The organism is Enterovirga sp. (assembly GCF_028290205.1).
In the GTDB taxonomy this organism is placed as follows: Bacteria; Pseudomonadota; Alphaproteobacteria; order Rhizobiales; family Beijerinckiaceae; genus Enterovirga.
This window is the reverse complement of sequence record NZ_JAQGKF010000182.1, coordinates 1-17,294: the sequence shown is the minus strand read 5'-3', so window position 1 is coordinate 17,294 and position 17,294 is coordinate 1. Positions and strand designations below refer to the sequence as shown.

Genomic DNA, 17,294 nt, shown 5'->3' with positions numbered 1-17,294 from the left:
CCACCAGCAAGCCGCCCGATGCGCCGCACCACGCTGGTGCAGAACTTCGTCGGCCATCTGGCCGGCATCTTCGCCGGAAACCTGAGCCGCATGCTGTCCGGGGAGGCGCCGGGCTGCGCCGGCTGGTCGGGCGGTGATGTCCATGTCCCGGCTTGCGTGAGATCGGAGGAGCGTTCGTGTTCCAGAAGGCCGCTGAATTCAGCTCGCTCCGCGAGGACGGTGTCGTCGGGGTCGAGCTCGACGGCACGCCGGTCGCGCTCTACCGCCTCGGCGAGGAGGTTTTTGCCACCCACGGCATCTGCACGCACGCCCTCGCCTTCCTGAAGGACGGCTGGGTCGAGGACGGCAAGATCGAATGCCCCCTGCACCAGGGGCTGTTCGACATCCGGTCCGGCAAGGCGCTGTGCGCGCCACTGACCGAGCCGGTCCGGACCTTTCGGGTCAAGGTCGAGGGTGGCGACGTCTTCGTGGACCTCAGCCAGCCGGCCGAGAGTGCGGGGGACAGCGCCGAACCGGCCCCCGCTGGGGCCGTGGGCCCGGACACCCGGGTGGTGGTGATCGGTGCCGGCCAGGCGGCCGCGGCCGCGATCCGGGCCATGCGGGCGGCGGGCCTGCGGGGCCGCATCGCCCTGGTCGGCGACGAGACGCACCTGCCCTACGAGCGCCCGCCCCTGTCCAAGGACTTCCTGCTCGGAAAGGCGGACGCCGCCTCGTTCCGGCGCCTGGCCGAAACCGACATCGAGACCCTCGGCGTCGACCTCCATCTGGGTCAGCGGGCCGTCGCCGTCGATTCCACGGCCCGGAACGTGACGCTCGCGAGCGGCGCCGTGCTGCCCTACGACGCCCTGCTGTTCGCCTCCGGCGGCCGCGCCCGGCGCCTCGCCGTGCCGGGCGCCGATCTGCCCGGCATCCACCACCTGCGCACGCTGGACGATGCGGCCGCGATCGGACAGGCGCTGGCCGGCGCGAGCCGGGTCGCCATCGTGGGTGGCGGCTTCATCGGGCTCGAACTCGCCTCCACGGCGCGGGCGCGCGGCGTCCAGGCCGTGGTGATTGAACGCGAAAGCGAGCTGATGGCCCGGCTCATGCCGGCCCCGCTCGGGCGCGCCTTCCGGGCCCTGGCCGAGCGCCACGGCGTCGAGATCCGCCTGTCCACCCCGGTCGAGGCCGTGCAATCGGTCAGCAACGGCCGCCAGCGCCTCGCCCTCGCGACGCCGGACGGCCCGATCCAGGCGGACCTCGTCCTGGTCGGGATCGGCCTCGAACCCGAGACGGAGCTCGCCGCCGGGGCCGGCTGCCAGGTCGAGGGCGGCATCGTAGTGGACGATGCCGGCCGGACCGGCGTCGACGGGATCTGGGCGGCGGGGGATTGCGCCCTGCACCACGCCGTGTCGCGCGGCCGTCGCCGGCGGCTGGAAAGCTGGCAGAACGCAGAGGACCAGGGCGCGGCGGCCGGCCGCTCCATCGCCGGCGAGATCGTGGCCGGCGGGGCCGGCGAGCCGAAACCGGCCTGGTTCTGGACGGACCAGTTCGGGATCAACGTCCAGATGCTCGGCCATGCCGGGCCGGACGACCGCGTGGCCCTGACCGGCCCGGACGCGGAGGCCGGCGCCGTCTACCGCACGGTGGACCGCGAGACCGGACGGGTGACGGCCGTGGTGGCCTTCTCCGACCCGGCTGCGATCCGGGCCGGACGCGACGAACTCGCCCGTGCCGAACCTTTCGACCCCGCTTCCGTCGGGGCCCGCTACCTCGACGAGACCGAGCCAGCCAACTCTGAGGAGGAGGACATGAACGCCGATCCCAACGCGGCCTTCGCCCGCACATATGTCTGGCCGGCCGAAGGTCTCCGTCGCATCCCGGACTGGGTCTACACGGACGAGACGATCTATCGGCGCGAGGTCGAGCGCATCTTCCACGGCCGCACCTGGAACTACGTGGCCCTCGAAGACGAGGTCGCCAACCCGGGCGACTTCATCCGCTCCCATGTCGGGCCGACGCCGGTCGTGGTGTCGCGCGCCGAGGACGGCACCATCCATGTGTTCGAGAACCGCTGCGCGCACCGGGCGGCCGAATTCTGTCGCGAGCTCAGCGGCAACGCCAAGGAGTTCGTCTGCCCCTACCACCAGTGGTCCTATGACCTGAAGGGCAACCTGGCGGGCGTTCCGTTCCGGCGCGGGGTCGACGGCAAGGGCGGCATGCCGAAGGACTTCAAGGTCAGCGACCACGGGCTGAAGCGGCTGAACGTCACCAGCCACCGGGGCGTGGTCTTCGCGTCCTATGCGGCGGACATGCCGCCCTTCACGGAGTATCTCGGTCCGGAGATCCTGGCGGAGTTCGAGGCGACCTTCGACGGCCGCAAGCCCAAGGTCCTGGGCCATTACCGGCACACGCTGCCGGGGAATTGGAAGCTCTATCACGAGAACCTCAAGGACCCGTACCACGCGACCCTGCTGCACACCTTCCTGGTCACGTTCGGGCTGCTGGTGGCCGGCAACAAGTCGATGATGCTGGCCGACGAGGGCGGCCGCCACGGCGTCATGGCCTCGGCCAAATCCGACAAGAAGCCGACCGAGGATTCCAAGAAGGAGATGCGGGCCTACAAGGAGGGCATGGTCCTCGAAGAGCCGCGCTTCATGGACTTCATCGAGGAGTTCAAGAGCCCCTGGTCGGTCACCATGTCGACCATCTGGCCGAACCTGATCGTGCAGCGCGAGATGAACACCCTCGGCGTGCGCCAGATCGTGCCGACCGGCCCGCACGAGTTCATCATGAAATGGACCATGTTCGGCTTCGAGGGCGACGACGAGGAGATGACCCGCCACCGCCTGCGCCAGGGCAACCTGATGGGGCCGGCCGGCTTCCTCGGGCTCGAGGACAATGAGGCCATCAAGTTCGTCCAGGACGGCATGCAGAACGTGCCGGGAGGCCGGCACCTGGTCGAGCTCGATCCCGACACCGAGGCGGGCACGGCCGACACTCTGATTTCGGAAGCGGCCATCCGGGCCATGTACCGGGCGTGGCGCGAGGACATGGGGATCCGATGAGCGCCGCACTCGACATGACCACGGCGGCAGCGCTGTCCCGGTCCCCGGCCGCCAACGATCGCCGGCTGGAGCAGATGCTGCTCCACCACGAGGTGGAGCGGTTCAACACGGCCTATGCCCGGGCGCTGGACGAGCAGCGCCTGGCCGACTGGGCCGAGATGTTCACCCAAGACGGCTTCTACATCGTGATCTCGCGCGAGAACGACGACCACAACATGCCGGTCGGGCTGATCTATTGCGAGAACCGCGGCATGATCCGGGACCGCGCCTTCGCGCTGGAGAAGACGGCCATGTTCGCGCCGCGCTACCTCCGGCACCTGATCTCCAACCTCACGGTCGGCGAGGAGGGGGCGGACGGCGCCATCGTGGCCTCGGCCAATTACGCCGTGCTGCAGGTCTTGTTCGACCGGCCGGATGCGACCATCCACCAGGTCGGCCGCTACGAGGACATTTTTCGGCGCGTGGACGGCGAGCTGAAACTCGCCTCCCGGCGCTGCATCTACGACAGCCTGCTCATCCCCAACGCCCTCTGCATCCCGGTCTGACCCGCATGATCACCCGGACCGCGCTCCGCCTCGCCGCGGAGCATTCGGAGGGCGAACGCGACCCCGCCGCCACCGCCCGCGAGGCGCTGGCCTTGGCCGAGCGGCTGCAGCCGCGCTTCAACGCCTTCGCGGAGATCGACACGGCCGGCGCGACCGCGGCTGCCGAGGAGATCGGCCGCCGCGTCGCGGCTGGCGAGGAGGCGGGGCCGCTCGCCGGGGTGCCGGTCTCGGTCAAGGACATCCTGGACGTCGCCGGCCTGCCGACCCGCTGGGGATCGCGGCTGCTGGCCGGCGCAGCTCCGGCCAAGACGGACGTGGCTGCCGTGGCGCGGCTGCGCCGGGCCGGCGCGGTGATCCTCGGCAAGACCACCACCACCGAGTTCGCCCATTCGCCGCTCAGCACCTCGCCGCTCACCGGCACCACCCGCAATCCCTGGGCGCTCGATCTCACCCCGGGCGGCTCCTCGTCCGGCGCCGGGGTCGCGGTCGCGACCGGGATCACCCCGGTCGCGCTGGCGACGGATGCCGGCTGCTCGACCCGCCTGCCGGCGGCCTGCACGGCCGTCTACGGCCTGAAGCCGACGCTTGGCCGCATCCCGCACGACCGGGTGCCGGACGCCTTCGGCACCTTCATCCATCTCGGCCTTCTGGCCCGAAACCTCGCCGACCTCGGGGCCGCGCTGGACGCGGTGGCGGGCCCGCACCCGGCCGATCCCAACAGTTTGCGGGCACCCGTCGGCACGGGGACCGCCGCCGCACCCGGCGACCTCTCCGGCACCCGGGTCCTGGTCTGGATGCGGGTCGGCAACCGCAAGGTCTCGGAGGAGGTGCGGGCCTCCGTGGAGCGAGCCGCGGCCGCGCTTCGCGAGGCCGGCGCCGAGGTGGCGGAGGCCGCCTATGACCTTGCCCATCCGGACCCGGTCTGGCGCGTGCTGCAGCAGGCGAACTGGGCCAGCCGCTTCGCCGCCACTCCGGCCGAGGACCGGGCCAAACTCGACGGGACGCTGAATGCCGGGATCGACGAGGCGCTGGGCTATTCCGGGCTCGACCTGTCGCGCGCCCAGGCGAAGCGGACGGAGTTGTTCCGGGCCGTGCAGGGCCGTTTCGGCGAGCACGACCTGATCCTGACGCCCTGCCTGTCGGCCCCTCCGGTCGCGGCCGAATACGACCTGCGGGCACCGCTGGTGATCGACGGCGAGGAGGTCGGCGACCTCCGGGCCGAGTGGACGCCGGCCCTGTCGCTGTTCGATCTCACCGGCCACCCGGCGCTCGCCGTGCCGGCGGGCTTTGCCGGCAACGGCGGGCCGCTTGGCGTGCAGCTCGCCGCGCCCTGGTATGACGAGCGCAGCCTGTTCCGCGCGGCGGAGGCCATGGCCCGCGCACTGCCCGTGCCGGTTTGGCGCGAGGGCTGAGCCGCCGGGCGGTTCAGCCGAGGCGGCTCAATGCCCTGAGCCCGGCGCCACCCGGTGCCGCCAGGGCAAGGCGTAGCGTTCGACCACGTCCAGCGCGCCGATCAGCACGACCCCGAGCACGCCCAGGATCGCGATGGCGGCGAAGACCCGCGCGGTGTCGAACTGTCCCTGGGCCGTCAGGATGACGTAGCCGAGGCCCCGACCGGAGGACACGAACTCGCCTACGATGGCCCCGACCAGCGCGAGCGACATCGCCACCTTTAGCCCGGCGAAGATGTGCGGCAGAGCGCAATAGAGCTTGATCCGGACCAGGACCTTGAAGCGCGAGCCGTGCAGGGCCCGGGCAAGGTCCAGCGTGTCGGCCGGGACGGACCGGAGCCCGAGGGCGCTGTCGATCACCACGGCGAAGACCGCGATCAGGAAGGCGATGGCGATCTTGGGCTCGCTGCCGGTGCCGAACCAGATGATGAAGAGCGGCGCCACCGCGACCTTGGGCACGCTGTTCAGCGCCACAAAGAGCGGAAACAGGATGCGCTCCAGCACCGCCCATTCCACGATCAGGATGGAGAAGGCGACGCCCAGCACCGCCGCCATGGCGAAGCCGGCCAGCGTGATCAGGGTCGTGTAGACCGCCTGCTCGGCGAACCAGAGCGGCGCCGTCGAGAGTTCGTGCAGGATGGCGCTGGGCGGCGGCAGCATGATCGGCCGCACTCCGAGAATCCTGACGGCCACCTCCCAGGCCAGCAGAAACAGGACGGCGCCGAGAAGCGGCAACAGGATCCGGCCGGCTCGGCTCATGCGACGCCCTCAGCCATGGATCAGCCCCATGGTCTCGAACAGCGCCCGGAAGCCGCGCGCATAGCGCAGGAACTCGGGCTCCTCGCGCAGCGCCAGCGTCCGGTGCGCCGGCAGGTCCAAAACCACGTTCTCGGCCACCCGGCCCGGCCGCGGGCTGAACACGACCACCCGGGTCGACAGAAACACGGCCTCGGTGATGCTGTGGGTGACGAACAGGGTCGTCATCCGGCGGTCCGCCCAGATGCGGTGGAGATCCGCATTGAGCTGGTCGCGCGTCATCGCGTCCAGCGCGCCGAAGGGCTCGTCCATCAGGAGAAGGCGCGGCTCCAGCAGGAGCGAACGGCAGATGGCGACCCGCTGGCGCATGCCGCCGGACAGCGCACTCGGATAGACATGGGCGAAATCCTGCAGCCCGACCATGCGGAGCAATTCGCGGGCGCGCGGCTCGTGGTCCCGCACCCGCAGGCCGCCGAATTCGGCCGGCAGCAACACGTTCTGCAGCACGTCGAACCAGTCCAGCAGGGCGTCGCGCTGGAAGGCGATGCCGAGCCCCTGGGGCGGGCCCTGGATCGGCCGGCCGTCGAACAGGAGTTCGCCCTCCGTCGGCTGTTCGAGACCCGCGAGGCAGCGCAGAAATGTGCTCTTGCCGCAGCCGCTCGGCCCGAGCAGCGCGACGAACTCGCCCTCGCGCACGTCCAGCGAGATGCGATCGAGCGCGGTGAGCCCGGCACGACCGCCAAACCGCTTGGTCAGATCCCTCGAGACGATGATCGGCTGGGACGCGTCAGCGCGTCCCATTCGCGACCTCTTTCACGATCGCCTCGTCGATCAGGCCGTCCACGAAGAAGTCGCCCGCCGGCGCTGTGCCCTCGACCAGGCCGCCGGCCCGAAGCACCGTCAGCGCGCTTGCCCAATCGGTCTCCGTCATGGTGCCGATCGGCTTGCCCCGGGTGGAGGCCGTGAAGATGTAGTCCTTGAGGGTGTCGATCTGGGCCCGAAGCACCGTCGGGTTCAGCTTGGCCTGCGGGCGAGCGTCCATGATCGCCTTCACGCCCTCGTCCTCGTGGCCGGCCAGAATATAGGTCCAGGCGCCCGCCACCACGCTGACGAACCTCTTCAGCGCGTCCCGCTTTTCCGTGATCGTCTTCTCGGTCGCGAGGAGGCCGAAGCTCGGGAATTCGAGCCCGTGATCGGCGAACCTGATGCTGGTCGAGGGCCGCTGCTGGTTCACCACCGCAAGCAGAAAGGGCACGGACGAGAAGGCGCCGTCCGCGCGCCCGACCATGTAGGTGCCGGCCTTGGCGGCGGCGTCCACATTGATCAGCTCGACATCGCTGCGCTTCAGGTTTCCGGCCGCCAGGAAGCGGTCCAGAAAGGGCGCCTCGAGCGAGCCGGCCGTGAAGGCGAGCTTCTTGCCCTTCAGGTCCGCCGGACCTTTGACGCCGCTGTCTTTGGCGACCAGCAGGCCGATGTCGTTTTCGCGAATGAACCCCGCGATGGCCTTCACGGGCAGCCCCTTGGAGCGGGCGATCGCCATGGGGGCGAGCGAGGCGTGACCGACGTCGTACTCGCCGTTGCCGACGATCTGCACGGTCGAGACGGAGCCGTTGCCGTCGTCGATCTTCACGTCCAGGCCGTGTTTGGTGAACCAACCCTTGCTGGCCGCCAGGTGGAACGGGGCCGCGTTGCCCCAGGGCGTCCAGTCGAGCCGGACCCGCAGGCTGTCGGCCGCGAGCGCCCCCTGGGCCAACATCACCACCGCAAGGGCGCCTGAAAGCGCCAGTCGACGGCTCACCATGCTTGACCCCCTCCGGCTTGAACTCGGCAAGATAAGCATGAGCCGGGCCAACCGGCAATCAAAGAGACGTATACTGACTGAACCCCTCGAATTGCGGCAGGCGGCCCCGCGCGCGCCGGTCCACGCGGCGGTCCAGCGGTGGCTTGCGGCCGCCAGGCGACGTGCCGGCTTCCGGCTTGCCAAGCCAAAACCGTCAGTATAGCCTCTTATTTCAGCGCCAGTTGGCGCGATCCGCAGCACAGGAGACGTCATGGCCCAGGAGCCGCTCGCCACGAAGGGCAACTATCTCCACATCTACGATTTTCACATCAACCCGGGCAGCGAAGAAGATTTCGTGCGCGAGTTCGAAGAATTCGACTACGCCGACACCAACCCGATGCACAAGTCCTTCGCCCAGGTGAAGGACGGCGTGCTGTGCCGCGATGCCGAGGACCCGACCCGCTTCTACCTGATCGCGGAATGGTCCGACATCGAGGAGCATGCCCGCATCCGCAAGATCCTGGCCAACGAGATCAAGCCGTCCTTCATCCGCCACATCGTGGGCGGCAAGTTCGTCCCGCGCTACGTGGAAGTGGTGTCGAGCACGCCGGACGAGATCCTCAACAAGGCGAGCTGATCGACCCTGCGGCAGGCCCTGGCGCGGCGGCCTCGCCGCGCGGGCCAGGACGGGAGAGTGACATGGATCTGTACGGGTTCTTCCGCTCCTCGACGTCCTACCGCCTGCGGATCGCGATGGCCCTGAAGGGCCTCGATTACCGGCTCCATCCGGTCAGCCTGCCCAAGATGGAGCACCGGACGGCGGATTACCTGTCCGTGAACCCTCAGGGGCTCGTGCCGGCGCTGGTCGTCGACGGACAGGCCTTTACCCAGTCGCTCGCCATCATCGAATACCTGGACGAGACCCACCCGGAGCCGCCGCTCCTGCCGGCCGATCCGGCGGCGCGCGCTCGGGTGCGGGCCTTCGCCCAGATCGTCGGCTGCGACATCCACCCGCTCAACAACGTCCGGGTGCTGAAGTACCTGCAGACGCGCTGGAACCTGTCCGAGCAGGACCGCAACGAGTGGTATGGCCACTGGATCGCGGCGGGGTTCGCCGATCTCGAGGCGCATCTCGGGCAGCACGGCGGCGGCGGCCGTTTCGCGTTTGGCGACACGCCCGGCCTGGCCGAAATCTGCCTCGTGCCTCAGGTCGCCAACGCGCAGCGCTTCTCCTGCGACCTGTCGGCCTATCCTGGCTGCCTGCGGGTGTTCGAGGCCTGCATGGCGCTCGACGCCTTCGAGCGGACGCATCCGCGCCACCAGCCGGACGCCACCTGAAAGGCCGGACAGCGCGCCCGGCCCTCCCGTCGCCTAGAAGCGCGGCGCTCCGAACCGGAAGGTGTCGAGCCGCTGCTCGGCGATGCGAAACCAGCCGTTGGAGTTGTTGAGGAAGGTCTTCCAGCTCTCGTACATCGCCCGGAAATCCTCGTTCTTGTCCGAGAGCTCCTTGTAGACCTCGAGCGAGGCCTTGAGGCTCGCGTCCATGACCGATTGCGGGAAACCCCTCAGCTCCGCCCCGGAGGCGATGAGCCGCCGAAGGGCGTCCGGGTTGCGGGCGTCGTAGCGGGCCACCATCAGCATCATCTGCTCGGCGGCCGCCGCTTCCACGGCCTCCTGCAGATGGCTCGGCAGCGCCGCCCAGGCCTTGGCGTTGAACAGGCCCGTGATGGAAGCGCTGCCCTCCCACCAGCCGGGCGTGTAATAGTACTTGGCGACCTTCACGAAGCCGAGCTTCTCGTCGTCATAGGGCCCGATCCACTCGGCCGCATCGATGGTGCCGCGCTCCAGGGCCGGGTAGATGTCGGCGGTCGGGATCTGCTGCGGCACGGCCCCGAGCTTGGCGAAGACGAGCCCGCCCAGGCCGCCGATCCGCATCTTGAGGCCGCGCAGGTCGTCGAGCGAGTTGATCTCCTTGCGGAACCAGCCGCCCATCTGCACGCCCGTGCCGCCGATGGGCAGATTGATCAGCCCTTCCTTGGCGTAGAAGTCGCGCAGGATCTTCATCCCGCCGCCCTCGTAGACCCAGGCGTTCTGCTGCCGGGCGTTCATGCCGAAGGCGAGGCCCGCATCGAAACTGTAGGCCGGGCTCTTGCCGAAATAGAACGAGGTCAGGGTGTGCCCGCACTCGATCGTGCCGTTCTGCACGGCGTCCAGAACCTGCAGGCCGCCGACGATCTCACCGGCCGCAAAGGGCTGAATCGTCAGTGCACCTTGCGTCATCTTGGTGACGCGATCGCAGAACGCGATGGCCGAGCCGTGGATCGTATCCAGGCTCTTCGGCCAACTCGTCGCCATGCGCCAGCGGATCTGGCCGGGTGTTTGCGCGATGGCAGGGGCCGCGATCGCGCCAGCGACCGTGCCGGCGGCTGCCGACCTCAGGAACTCTCGCCGTTTCACGTTAGACCCTCCACCACCTGCGCAGGCCGGACGGGCGCTCAGGGGGAGCACGGCCCCTGCGAGATCGTCAGTGTGCTGTGGGTTTCGGGGGCCGTCAACGCGCGGTTGAAGAGGGCGGCGCACCTCCCTTCGGGGCGATGTCGGCCGCAAGGGCGCCGGCGCGGCTCGGGCCGCGCCCGCCGCCTCAGCTCGGCTGGAAGATGGTGCGGCCGAGATGGTTGTTGGCGTCGACGAGGCGCATCAGCATCGCGATGAGCTTGCTGCGCTCATCCGGCGGCAAGGGGTCGAGGAAGCGCAGCTGCGCCCGCTGCATGGGGCCATACATGGCGCGCGTCATCTCCTCGCCGGCCGGCGTGAGCCGGGCCAGCATCATGCGGCGATCCTGGGTTGAGCGACGCCGCTCGATCAGGCCGCGGCCTTCCAGGCGCTTCAGCACGTCCGCCACGTTGGTGCGGTCGATGCCGAGCTCGCGGCCGAGCGTGTTCTGGTCGATGTCCGGGTTGGTCGCCAGCGCCGTCAGGAGCCCGTACTGCACGGGCGTGATCTCGTAGCCGGCGCATTCCTCGAGAAACAGCGCGTACTGGATCTGGTGCAGGCGGCGGATCAGGTAGCCGGGTCGGGCCCAGAGCGGCATCTGGGTCTCAAGCAGGCTCGCGGGCTGGTTCGGCGCCCCGCCGCGCGTGTCGGCACCCCCGGCCTCGCTGTCGGGCCGGCGGCGAATGGCACGACTCATGGAATTGCTCTGTCCGGCCGTTCATGTTTGCTGATGCTTACCCGCACTCGGCCGCTTTCCCAATGGCGCCACCCGGACGGTCCACCGCCTTCGGGCGCGACATGGCGAAGCTTGTGCGAGCCAGGACGCTCCCTGCCCCGCCTTGACGAGCGCCCGTGCCCCTCTCCAGACTTTCGGCCGAGCTCCAAAGGACTCCCCTCATGGCCGACACCACCGCCGGCGCGAGCCTCTCCGACGCGCCGGCCGTGTTCAGGTATTCCAAGCGCGAACACGAGCAGACCATGTGGGTGCTGCTGGTCTTGGGCCTCGGCACCGGGCTCTACGGTTAGGTGGCCGCGGAGGAGCCGGCGATGCGCTGGATCATGGTCGGCATCGGGGCCCTCATGAGCCTCCTGGCGGCGGCCTATCTGGCCCGCGGCTTCGGCAGTGCCTGGGCCCGGAGCTATCTGGTGACGTTCGACCGCCCAGGCCTGTTCTGCCCCAAGCTGTTCCGGGACAAGGTGCCGTGGTCGGCGATCGAGCATGTGGGGCTGCGCCGAACCCGCGACCTCGACAGCTACCTTGTGGTGAGCGTGCCGGATTCGGTCCGCTACCCGCCGGTTCCGGGCCGTGCCCTCCAGGCCGCCTCCGTGCTGAAGACCGGCGACCCGCTCAGCCTCGACGTCGGCCCCCTCGAAGGCACCCCGGCCGACATCGAAGCGGCCATCCGGCACTTCGCGCCGCGGCCCGTCTCGGGGCCGCCGTCCTGACGAGACCGGGGCGCTCCGGCCGCAGCCGGCGGGCCTTGCGGTCTGCCGACGCTGTGCCAGAAGGCACCCCGGAAACGCCCGCTCCCGGGCGCAGAGGTCGGCGGCTTTGAAGGACATCGCGGTCGAGGGCATCTCCAGACGCTGGGGCGAGGCGGCCGCCGTCGACGACGTGAGCTTCACGGTCGCGGCCGGCACCCTGGTCGCGCTGCTCGGTCCGTCCGGATGCGGCAAGTCGACGACGCTGCGGCTCATCGCCGGGCTCGACCAGCCCAGCGCCGGCCGCATCCGGATCGGCGGCGCCGACGTGACCGGGCTGCCGCCGGCCCGGCGCGGCATCGCCATGGTGTTCCAGAGCTACGCGCTGTTTCCGCACCTCTCCGTCGCCGAGAACATCCTGTTCGGCCTCAAGGTGCGACGCGTCGAGCCGGCGGAGCGGGCCGACCGCCTGAGGCGCGTCGCCGATATGCTGGGGCTCGCCGCCCTGCTGGACCGCAAGCCGTCGCAGCTCTCGGGCGGCCAGCAGCAACGGGTGGCGCTGGCTCGCGCCATCGTGGCCGAGGCGGCCGTGTGCCTGATGGACGAGCCGCTCTCGAACCTGGACGCCCAACTCCGGCTGGAGATGCGGCGCGAAATCCGGGCGCTCCAGACCCGCCTCGGCATGACCATGATCTACGTCACGCACGACCAGTCGGAGGCCATGACCATGGCCGACCGCATCATCCTGATGCGGGCCGGACGGATCGAGCAGAACGCCACGCCGGCCGAGATCTATGGCCGGCCTGCGACCGGCTTCGCCGGCCGCTTCGTCGGAACGCCGCCCATGAACGTGATCCCGGCCGCGGCCGCGGCGGGCCTTCCCGGCCTGCAGCCGCCGGCCGGGCCGCACACGCTGCTGCTCGGGATCCGCCCGGAAGCGGTTCGGCTCGATCCCGCAGGCCTGCCGGCCGAGGTCGTGGCGGCCGAGTATCTCGGGGCCGACACCCTGGTCGAAACCCGCCTCGGCGGCTCCCCCTTCGTGGCGCGCTTCGCGGGCCGGGTGGAGGCGCGGACCGGCGACGTGCTGCGTCTCGGCTGGGGGCCCGAGGCCGCCCATTGGTTCGACACCGGCACCGATCGGCGTATGAATTGAGGCCAGGGCGTCACGCAGGCGAGACATGCGGCCGCTACGACGAAGCCCGCACCGACAGCGGGCCGGATCGAAGGGAGAGCACCATGGACAGACGTCACTTCATCGCCGGAACGGGCGCGGCGCTCGGCCTCGGTCTGTCGCGGCCGGCCTGGGCCCAGGCACCGACGGAGGTGTCGTTCTATTTCCCCGTCGCGGTGGGCGGGCCGATCACCAAGATCATCGACGGCTATGCGGCCGACTTCAGCAAGGAGAACCCGTCGATCAAGGTGACGCCGACCTATGCGGGCACGTACCAGGAAACCATCGTCAAGGTCCTGACCGCCCATAAGAGCGGCACGCCGCCGACGCTCTCCGTGCTGCTGTCCACCGACATGTTCACCATGATCGACGAGGACGCGGTTTCGCCCTTCGACAGCTTCCTGAAAGGGCCCGACGACCAGGCTTGGCTGAAGGGCTTCTACCCGGCCTTCATGCTGAACAGCCAGACGGAGGGAAAGACCTGGGGCATCCCGTTCCAACGCTCGACCATCGTGCTGTACTGGAACAAGGACCTGTTCCGCGAGGCGGGGCTCGACCCCGAGAAGGCCCCCGCCACCTGGGCCGAGCACCTCGCCTTCGCCGAGAAGCTGACCAAGCGCGACGGCGCCGGCAACACCACGCAATGGGGCACGCAGATCCCGTCCACCGGGTTCGCCTATTGGCTGCTCCAGGCCATGGCGATCCAGTCCGGCGCCATCCTGGCCAACCAGGAGGGCAACCGCACCGCCTTCGACGACCCGGGCGCGCTGGAGGCTCTGACCTACCTCGTCGACCTCTCCCGCAAGCACAAGGTGATGGCGCCCGGAACCATCGACTGGGGCACGACCCCGCGCGACTTCTTCGAGCGCAAGACGGCCATGATGTGGACCACCACGGGCAACCTCACCAACGTCCGCAACAACGCCAAATTCCCGTTCGGGGTGGCCATCCTGCCGGCCAACAAACGGCGCGGCTCGCCGACCGGCGGCGGCAATTTCTACCTGTCCAAGAAGGCGAAGCCGGCCGAGCAGGAGGCGGCGGTGAAGTTCGTGCGCTGGATGACCCAGCCCGAGCGGGCCGCCAAATGGAGCATCGACACGGGTTACGTGGCGATCAGCCCGGCCGCCTATGAGACCGCGGCCATGAAGGATTACGCGGCCGCCTTCCCGCCCGCCGCCGTGGCGCGCGACCAGTTGCAATACGCAGCCGCCGAGCTCTCTACCCACGAGAACCAGCGCGTCACCAAGGCCCTGGAGGATAACATCCAGGCCGCGCTGAACGGCAGCAAGGCCCCGGACCGCGCCCTCAAGGACGCGCAGGCCGAGGCGGAGCGCGTGCTGAAACCCTACCGCTGACCTCGATGGCTGAACCCGTAAGGGGTGGGGTGGTCCGATCGTGACCACCCGCGCCCGCGACACCCTGATCGGCTGGGCGCTGCTGGCGCCCGCCATGACCTTGCTGGTGGCCTTCACGCATTGGCCGGCGCTGGCGAGCCTCATCGAGAGCTTCTACTCGACCGCTCGACCGCGCCGGCCGGCGCGGTTCGTCGGCACGGCCAATTACGAGCAGATCCTGGCCGATCCGGTGTTCTGGCAGGCCTTCAGCAACAACCTGCTCTACGCGGCCGGCACGATCCCGGTCTCAATCGCGCTCGCCATCCTGATGGCGGTCTGGGTCAACGACCGCATCCCGGGCCGCACCTTCGCCCGCGTGGCCTATTTCACCCCGACCGTGCTGCCGATGATCGCGGTGGCGAACATCTGGCTCTTCTTCTTCACCCCGGGCTACGGCCTGCTGGAACAGATCACCGGCGCCTTCGGCCTGCCCTCCCATAACTGGCTGGGCTCGCCCGAGACGGCCCTGGCGGCCGTAACGGTGGTAGCGATCTGGAAGGAGGCGGGCTTCTTCATGATCTTCTACCTGGCCGCCCTCCAGGCGATCCCGCCGGTCCTGGCGGAAGCGGCCAGTCTGGAGGGTGCCTCGCGCTGGACCTTCTTCCGGCGCGTGCAGTTCCCGCTGCTCATGCCGACGACGCTGTTTGTCCTGATCAACGCCGTGATCAACGCCTTCCGGATGATCGACCAGATCATCGTCATGACCCGCGGCGGGCCCGACAACGCCACCACCCTCGTCCTGTTCTACATCTACCAGGTCGGCTTCTCGTTCTGGGACACGGCCTATGCGGCCGCCCTCACCGTGGTGCTGCTGGCGCTGCTCGGCCTGGTCGCCTTTGTCCAGTACGGCATCCTCGAACGGCGGGTGCATTACCGGTGAGCGCGCCCGCCGCACGCTCCCCCTACGCGCCGACGGGCATCTGGGTCGGGATCGAAGCCGCCGGCGCGCTGGTGCTGGCCTGCCTGTGGATCCTGCCGCTGCTGTTCGCCGTCTGGGCCGCGTTTCACGCCACCGAGGACACGACCCGCTTCGCCCTCACGGCCCCCCTGACGCTCGAGAATTTCCGGCGGGCCTGGGAGGCGGCGCCCTTCGCCCGCTACTTCCTGAACACCTTCGTGCTCGTGACGCTGATCCTCGTTTGCCAGTTCGTGCTGTGCACGCTGGCCGCCTATGCCTTCGCGCGGTTCAGCTTTGTTGGGCGGGAGATCGCCTTCGCGCTGGTCCTGGCCCAGCTCATGATCATGCCGGACGTGCTCATCGTCGAGAACTACCGCACCATGAGCCGGCTCGGCCTCGTCGACACCATCCCGGGCATCGCCCTGCCCTATGTCGCCTCGGCCTTCGGCATCTTCCTGCTGCGCCAGACATTCCGGACCATTCCGCGGGAGCTCGACGACGCCGCCCGCGTCGAGGGCGCCAGCGCGCTGCAGACGCTCTGGAAGGTGTACGTGCCGCTCGCCCGGCCGATCTATGTCGCCTACGGGCTCGTCTCGGTCAGCTTCCACTGGAACAACTTCCTGTGGCCGCTCATCATCACGAACTCGGTCGAGGCGCGGCCCCTCACGGTCGGGCTGCAGATCTTCTCGTCGGGCGATCAGGGCGTCGACTGGTCGGTCATCTGCGCGGCCACGCTGATGACCTCGGCCCCCTTGCTGATCGGCTTCCTGCTGTTTCAGCGCCAGTTCGTGCAGAGCTTTATCCGGGCCGGGATCCGGTGAGGATCCTGACCTGGAACATCCAATGGGGCCTCGGCCTCGACCGCCGGGTCGATCTCGCCCGCATCCTCCGCCACGCCCGGGACCTCGCCGATCCGGACGTGATCTGCCTGCAGGAGGTGGCCGACAACATGCCGGACCTCGACGGGCAGGCCGGCACGGACCAGTTTTCCGAGATCGCCGCGCTGATGCCCGGCTACCGGGCGGTGGCGGGCGCGGGTGTCGAGACCCTGGACGAGGCCGGGCAGCGCCGCCGCTTCGGCAACATGCTGCTGTCGCGCCTGCCGGTCCGGCAGGTGCTGCGGCATGCCCTGCCCTGGACCGGCGAGCCGGGCCGCAACATGCCCCGGCTGCTGATCGAGACCAGCGTGGTGGCCGCGTTCGGGCCGGTGCGTGTGATGACCACCCATCTCGAATATTTTTCGGCCGCGCTGCGGAGCTCGGCCGTGGACGCGATCCGGGCCGCGCATGCAGCGGCCGCGAGCCGAGAGGCGCAGCCGCGCCAGGACGGCTCCGGCCCCTATGCCCGGCAGCCCGGCTCGCGCTCCGCCATTCTGACCGGCGACCTCAACATGCGGCCGCAGGACCCGACCCGCCTGCGCCTGCTCGACCCCTTCCCGGACGACACGCCGCCCTTTGTCGACGCCTGGACGCATCTGCGCGGCGAGGCGCCGCATCCGCCGACGTTCTGCATCGCCGACCAGACTTATGGCGAGCCGCATGGTGCCGATTACATCCTGGTGACGGCCGACCTGGCCCCCCGCCTGACCAGCATCCACATCGACACCGAGACGCGCCTGTCCGACCACCAGCCGGTCGCCGTCGAGCTCTCGGACGATGCCTGACCGGCGGGGCGCACCGGGGCGCGTGACCGCACGGCCTTCCCCGGGCTAAACGGGCCCGTGTTCTGCCCGCCGCATCGCCCCCGCCCGTGAGCTGGTCCCCGCAACAGGACGAGGCCCTGAAGGCGGTCGCGCGCTGGCTGGCCGTCGGCGACCGACCGATCTTCAGGCTGTTCGGCTATGCCGGCACGGGCAAGACGACGCTCGCCCGCCACGTCGCAGAGGGCGTGGACGGCGACGTGCTGTTCGCCGCCTTCACCGGCAAGGCGGCGCTGGTGCTGCGGGAAAAGGGCTGCCCGGACGCGTCCACCATCCACAGCCTGATCTACCGGACGCGGGGCGAGGGCGAGACCGGGCCGCGCTTCGTGGTGAACCGCCAGAGCGCGGCCGCCAAGGCGAAGCTCCTCGTCATCGACGAATGCTCCATGGTGGACGAGGATCTGGGCCGCGACCTCCTGGGCTTCGGCACGCCGGTCCTGGTTCTGGGCGACCCGGCCCAGCTCCCGCCCGTGAAGGGCGCCGGCTATTTCACCGAGCACCCGCCGGACGCCATGCTGACCGAGGTGCACCGGCAGGCCAAGGACGACCCGATCATCGACCTCTCCGTCCGGGTGCGCGAGGGCGGCACGCTGGCCCCCGGGCAGTACGGCGAGAGCCGCGTCATCTCCCGCCGCGAA

General features: G+C 69.7%; 18 protein-coding genes. 13 read left to right on the top strand and 5 right to left on the bottom strand.

The window, feature by feature from the left end; all coding sequences use genetic code 11:
- Nucleotides 1-176: 176 nt before the first annotated feature.
- The 3 genes from JWR86_RS13080 to JWR86_RS13070 are packed head-to-tail and all read left to right on the top strand — an operon-like array spanning nt 177 to nt 5,004.
- The gene (locus JWR86_RS13080; RefSeq protein WP_299566238.1) at nt 177-3,047 is read left to right on the top strand and encodes an FAD-dependent oxidoreductase; all 2,871 of its coding nucleotides are present in this window, start codon (nt 177-179) and stop codon (nt 3,045-3,047) included.
- Complete coding sequence (locus tag JWR86_RS13075) at nt 3,044-3,592, top strand: aromatic-ring-hydroxylating dioxygenase subunit beta (protein WP_299566235.1); 549 nt, start codon at nt 3,044-3,046, stop codon at nt 3,590-3,592. Before JWR86_RS13080 ends, JWR86_RS13075 begins: the two co-directional genes overlap by 4 nt.
- A 5-nt stretch (nt 3,593-3,597) precedes the next feature.
- Nucleotides 3,598-5,004, top strand: a complete 1,407-nt coding sequence (locus JWR86_RS13070; protein ID WP_299566232.1) for an amidase family protein — start codon at nt 3,598-3,600, stop codon at nt 5,002-5,004.
- Between the two features lie 27 nt (nt 5,005-5,031).
- Here the strand turns inward: JWR86_RS13070 and JWR86_RS13065 are convergent, their stop codons facing one another.
- The 3 genes from JWR86_RS13065 to JWR86_RS13055 are packed head-to-tail and all read right to left on the bottom strand — an operon-like array spanning nt 5,032 to nt 7,600.
- A complete protein-coding gene (locus JWR86_RS13065; protein ID WP_299566228.1) occupies nt 5,032-5,802 on the bottom strand; it encodes an ABC transporter permease in 771 nt (256 codons plus the stop codon).
- Nucleotides 5,803-5,811: 9 nt separating this feature from the next.
- The gene (locus JWR86_RS13060) at nt 5,812-6,600 is read right to left on the bottom strand and encodes an ABC transporter ATP-binding protein (RefSeq protein WP_299566225.1); all 789 of its coding nucleotides are present in this window, start codon (nt 6,598-6,600) and stop codon (nt 5,812-5,814) included.
- Nucleotides 6,587-7,600, bottom strand: a complete 1,014-nt coding sequence (locus JWR86_RS13055; RefSeq protein WP_299566222.1) for an ABC transporter substrate-binding protein — start codon at nt 7,598-7,600, stop codon at nt 6,587-6,589. The genes JWR86_RS13060 and JWR86_RS13055 overlap by 14 nt, the downstream gene beginning before the upstream one ends.
- 250 nt (nt 7,601-7,850) lie before the next feature.
- Between JWR86_RS13055 and JWR86_RS13050 the strand changes: the two genes are divergently transcribed.
- Nucleotides 7,851-8,216 (top strand): hypothetical protein, encoded by a 366-nt coding sequence (locus JWR86_RS13050; RefSeq protein ID WP_299566219.1) that lies wholly within the window; start codon nt 7,851-7,853, stop codon nt 8,214-8,216.
- 62 nt (nt 8,217-8,278) lie between these two features.
- Entirely contained in the window at nt 8,279-8,917 is a 639-nt protein-coding gene (maiA, locus tag JWR86_RS13045) for a maleylacetoacetate isomerase (RefSeq protein ID WP_299566216.1), read from the top strand.
- 33 nt (nt 8,918-8,950) lie between these two features.
- On the opposite strand, the gene dctP is transcribed toward maiA, so the two are convergent.
- Both dctP and JWR86_RS13035 read right to left on the bottom strand, forming a co-directional pair.
- Nucleotides 8,951-9,934 carry a TRAP transporter substrate-binding protein DctP gene (gene dctP, locus JWR86_RS13040; RefSeq protein WP_366914584.1) on the bottom strand — a complete coding sequence of 328 codons (984 nt, stop codon included), beginning with the start codon at nt 9,932-9,934 and terminating at the stop codon, nt 8,951-8,953.
- Nucleotides 9,935-10,220: 286 nt separating this feature from the next.
- Complete coding sequence (locus JWR86_RS13035) at nt 10,221-10,769, bottom strand: MarR family transcriptional regulator (protein ID WP_299566211.1); 549 nt, start codon at nt 10,767-10,769, stop codon at nt 10,221-10,223.
- Nucleotides 10,770-10,969: 200 nt separating this feature from the next.
- Here JWR86_RS13035 and JWR86_RS13030 point away from each other — a divergent pair, with 200 nt between their 5' ends.
- From JWR86_RS13030 to JWR86_RS12995, 8 genes are all read left to right on the top strand, one after another.
- Nucleotides 10,970-11,098, top strand: a complete 129-nt coding sequence (locus JWR86_RS13030) for a hypothetical protein (RefSeq protein WP_299566208.1) — start codon at nt 10,970-10,972, stop codon at nt 11,096-11,098.
- A 21-nt stretch (nt 11,099-11,119) separates the two neighbouring features.
- Nucleotides 11,120-11,518 (top strand): hypothetical protein, encoded by a 399-nt coding sequence (locus tag JWR86_RS13025; RefSeq protein WP_299566205.1) that lies wholly within the window; start codon nt 11,120-11,122, stop codon nt 11,516-11,518.
- A 106-nt stretch (nt 11,519-11,624) separates the two neighbouring features.
- Nucleotides 11,625-12,647: an ABC transporter ATP-binding protein gene (locus tag JWR86_RS13020; RefSeq protein ID WP_299566202.1), complete on the top strand. Its 1,023-nt coding sequence runs from the start codon at nt 11,625-11,627 to the stop codon at nt 12,645-12,647.
- An 83-nt stretch (nt 12,648-12,730) separates the two neighbouring features.
- Nucleotides 12,731-14,020, top strand: coding sequence for an ABC transporter substrate-binding protein (locus JWR86_RS13015; protein ID WP_299566200.1), 1,290 nt, complete (start codon nt 12,731-12,733; stop codon nt 14,018-14,020).
- 94 nt (nt 14,021-14,114) lie between these two features.
- Entirely contained in the window at nt 14,115-14,939 is an 825-nt protein-coding gene (locus JWR86_RS13010) for a sugar ABC transporter permease (RefSeq protein ID WP_299566244.1), read from the top strand.
- Nucleotides 14,940-14,977: 38 nt separating this feature from the next.
- Nucleotides 14,978-15,778 carry a carbohydrate ABC transporter permease gene (locus JWR86_RS13005; RefSeq protein WP_299566241.1) on the top strand — a complete coding sequence of 267 codons (801 nt, stop codon included), beginning with the start codon at nt 14,978-14,980 and terminating at the stop codon, nt 15,776-15,778.
- Nucleotides 15,775-16,620, top strand: coding sequence for an endonuclease/exonuclease/phosphatase family protein (locus JWR86_RS13000; protein WP_299566194.1), 846 nt, complete (start codon nt 15,775-15,777; stop codon nt 16,618-16,620). Before JWR86_RS13005 ends, JWR86_RS13000 begins: the two co-directional genes overlap by 4 nt.
- 86 nt (nt 16,621-16,706) lie before the next feature.
- Nucleotides 16,707-17,294: AAA family ATPase (locus JWR86_RS12995; protein WP_299566191.1), on the top strand; the 588-nt coding region annotated here is incomplete at its 3' end.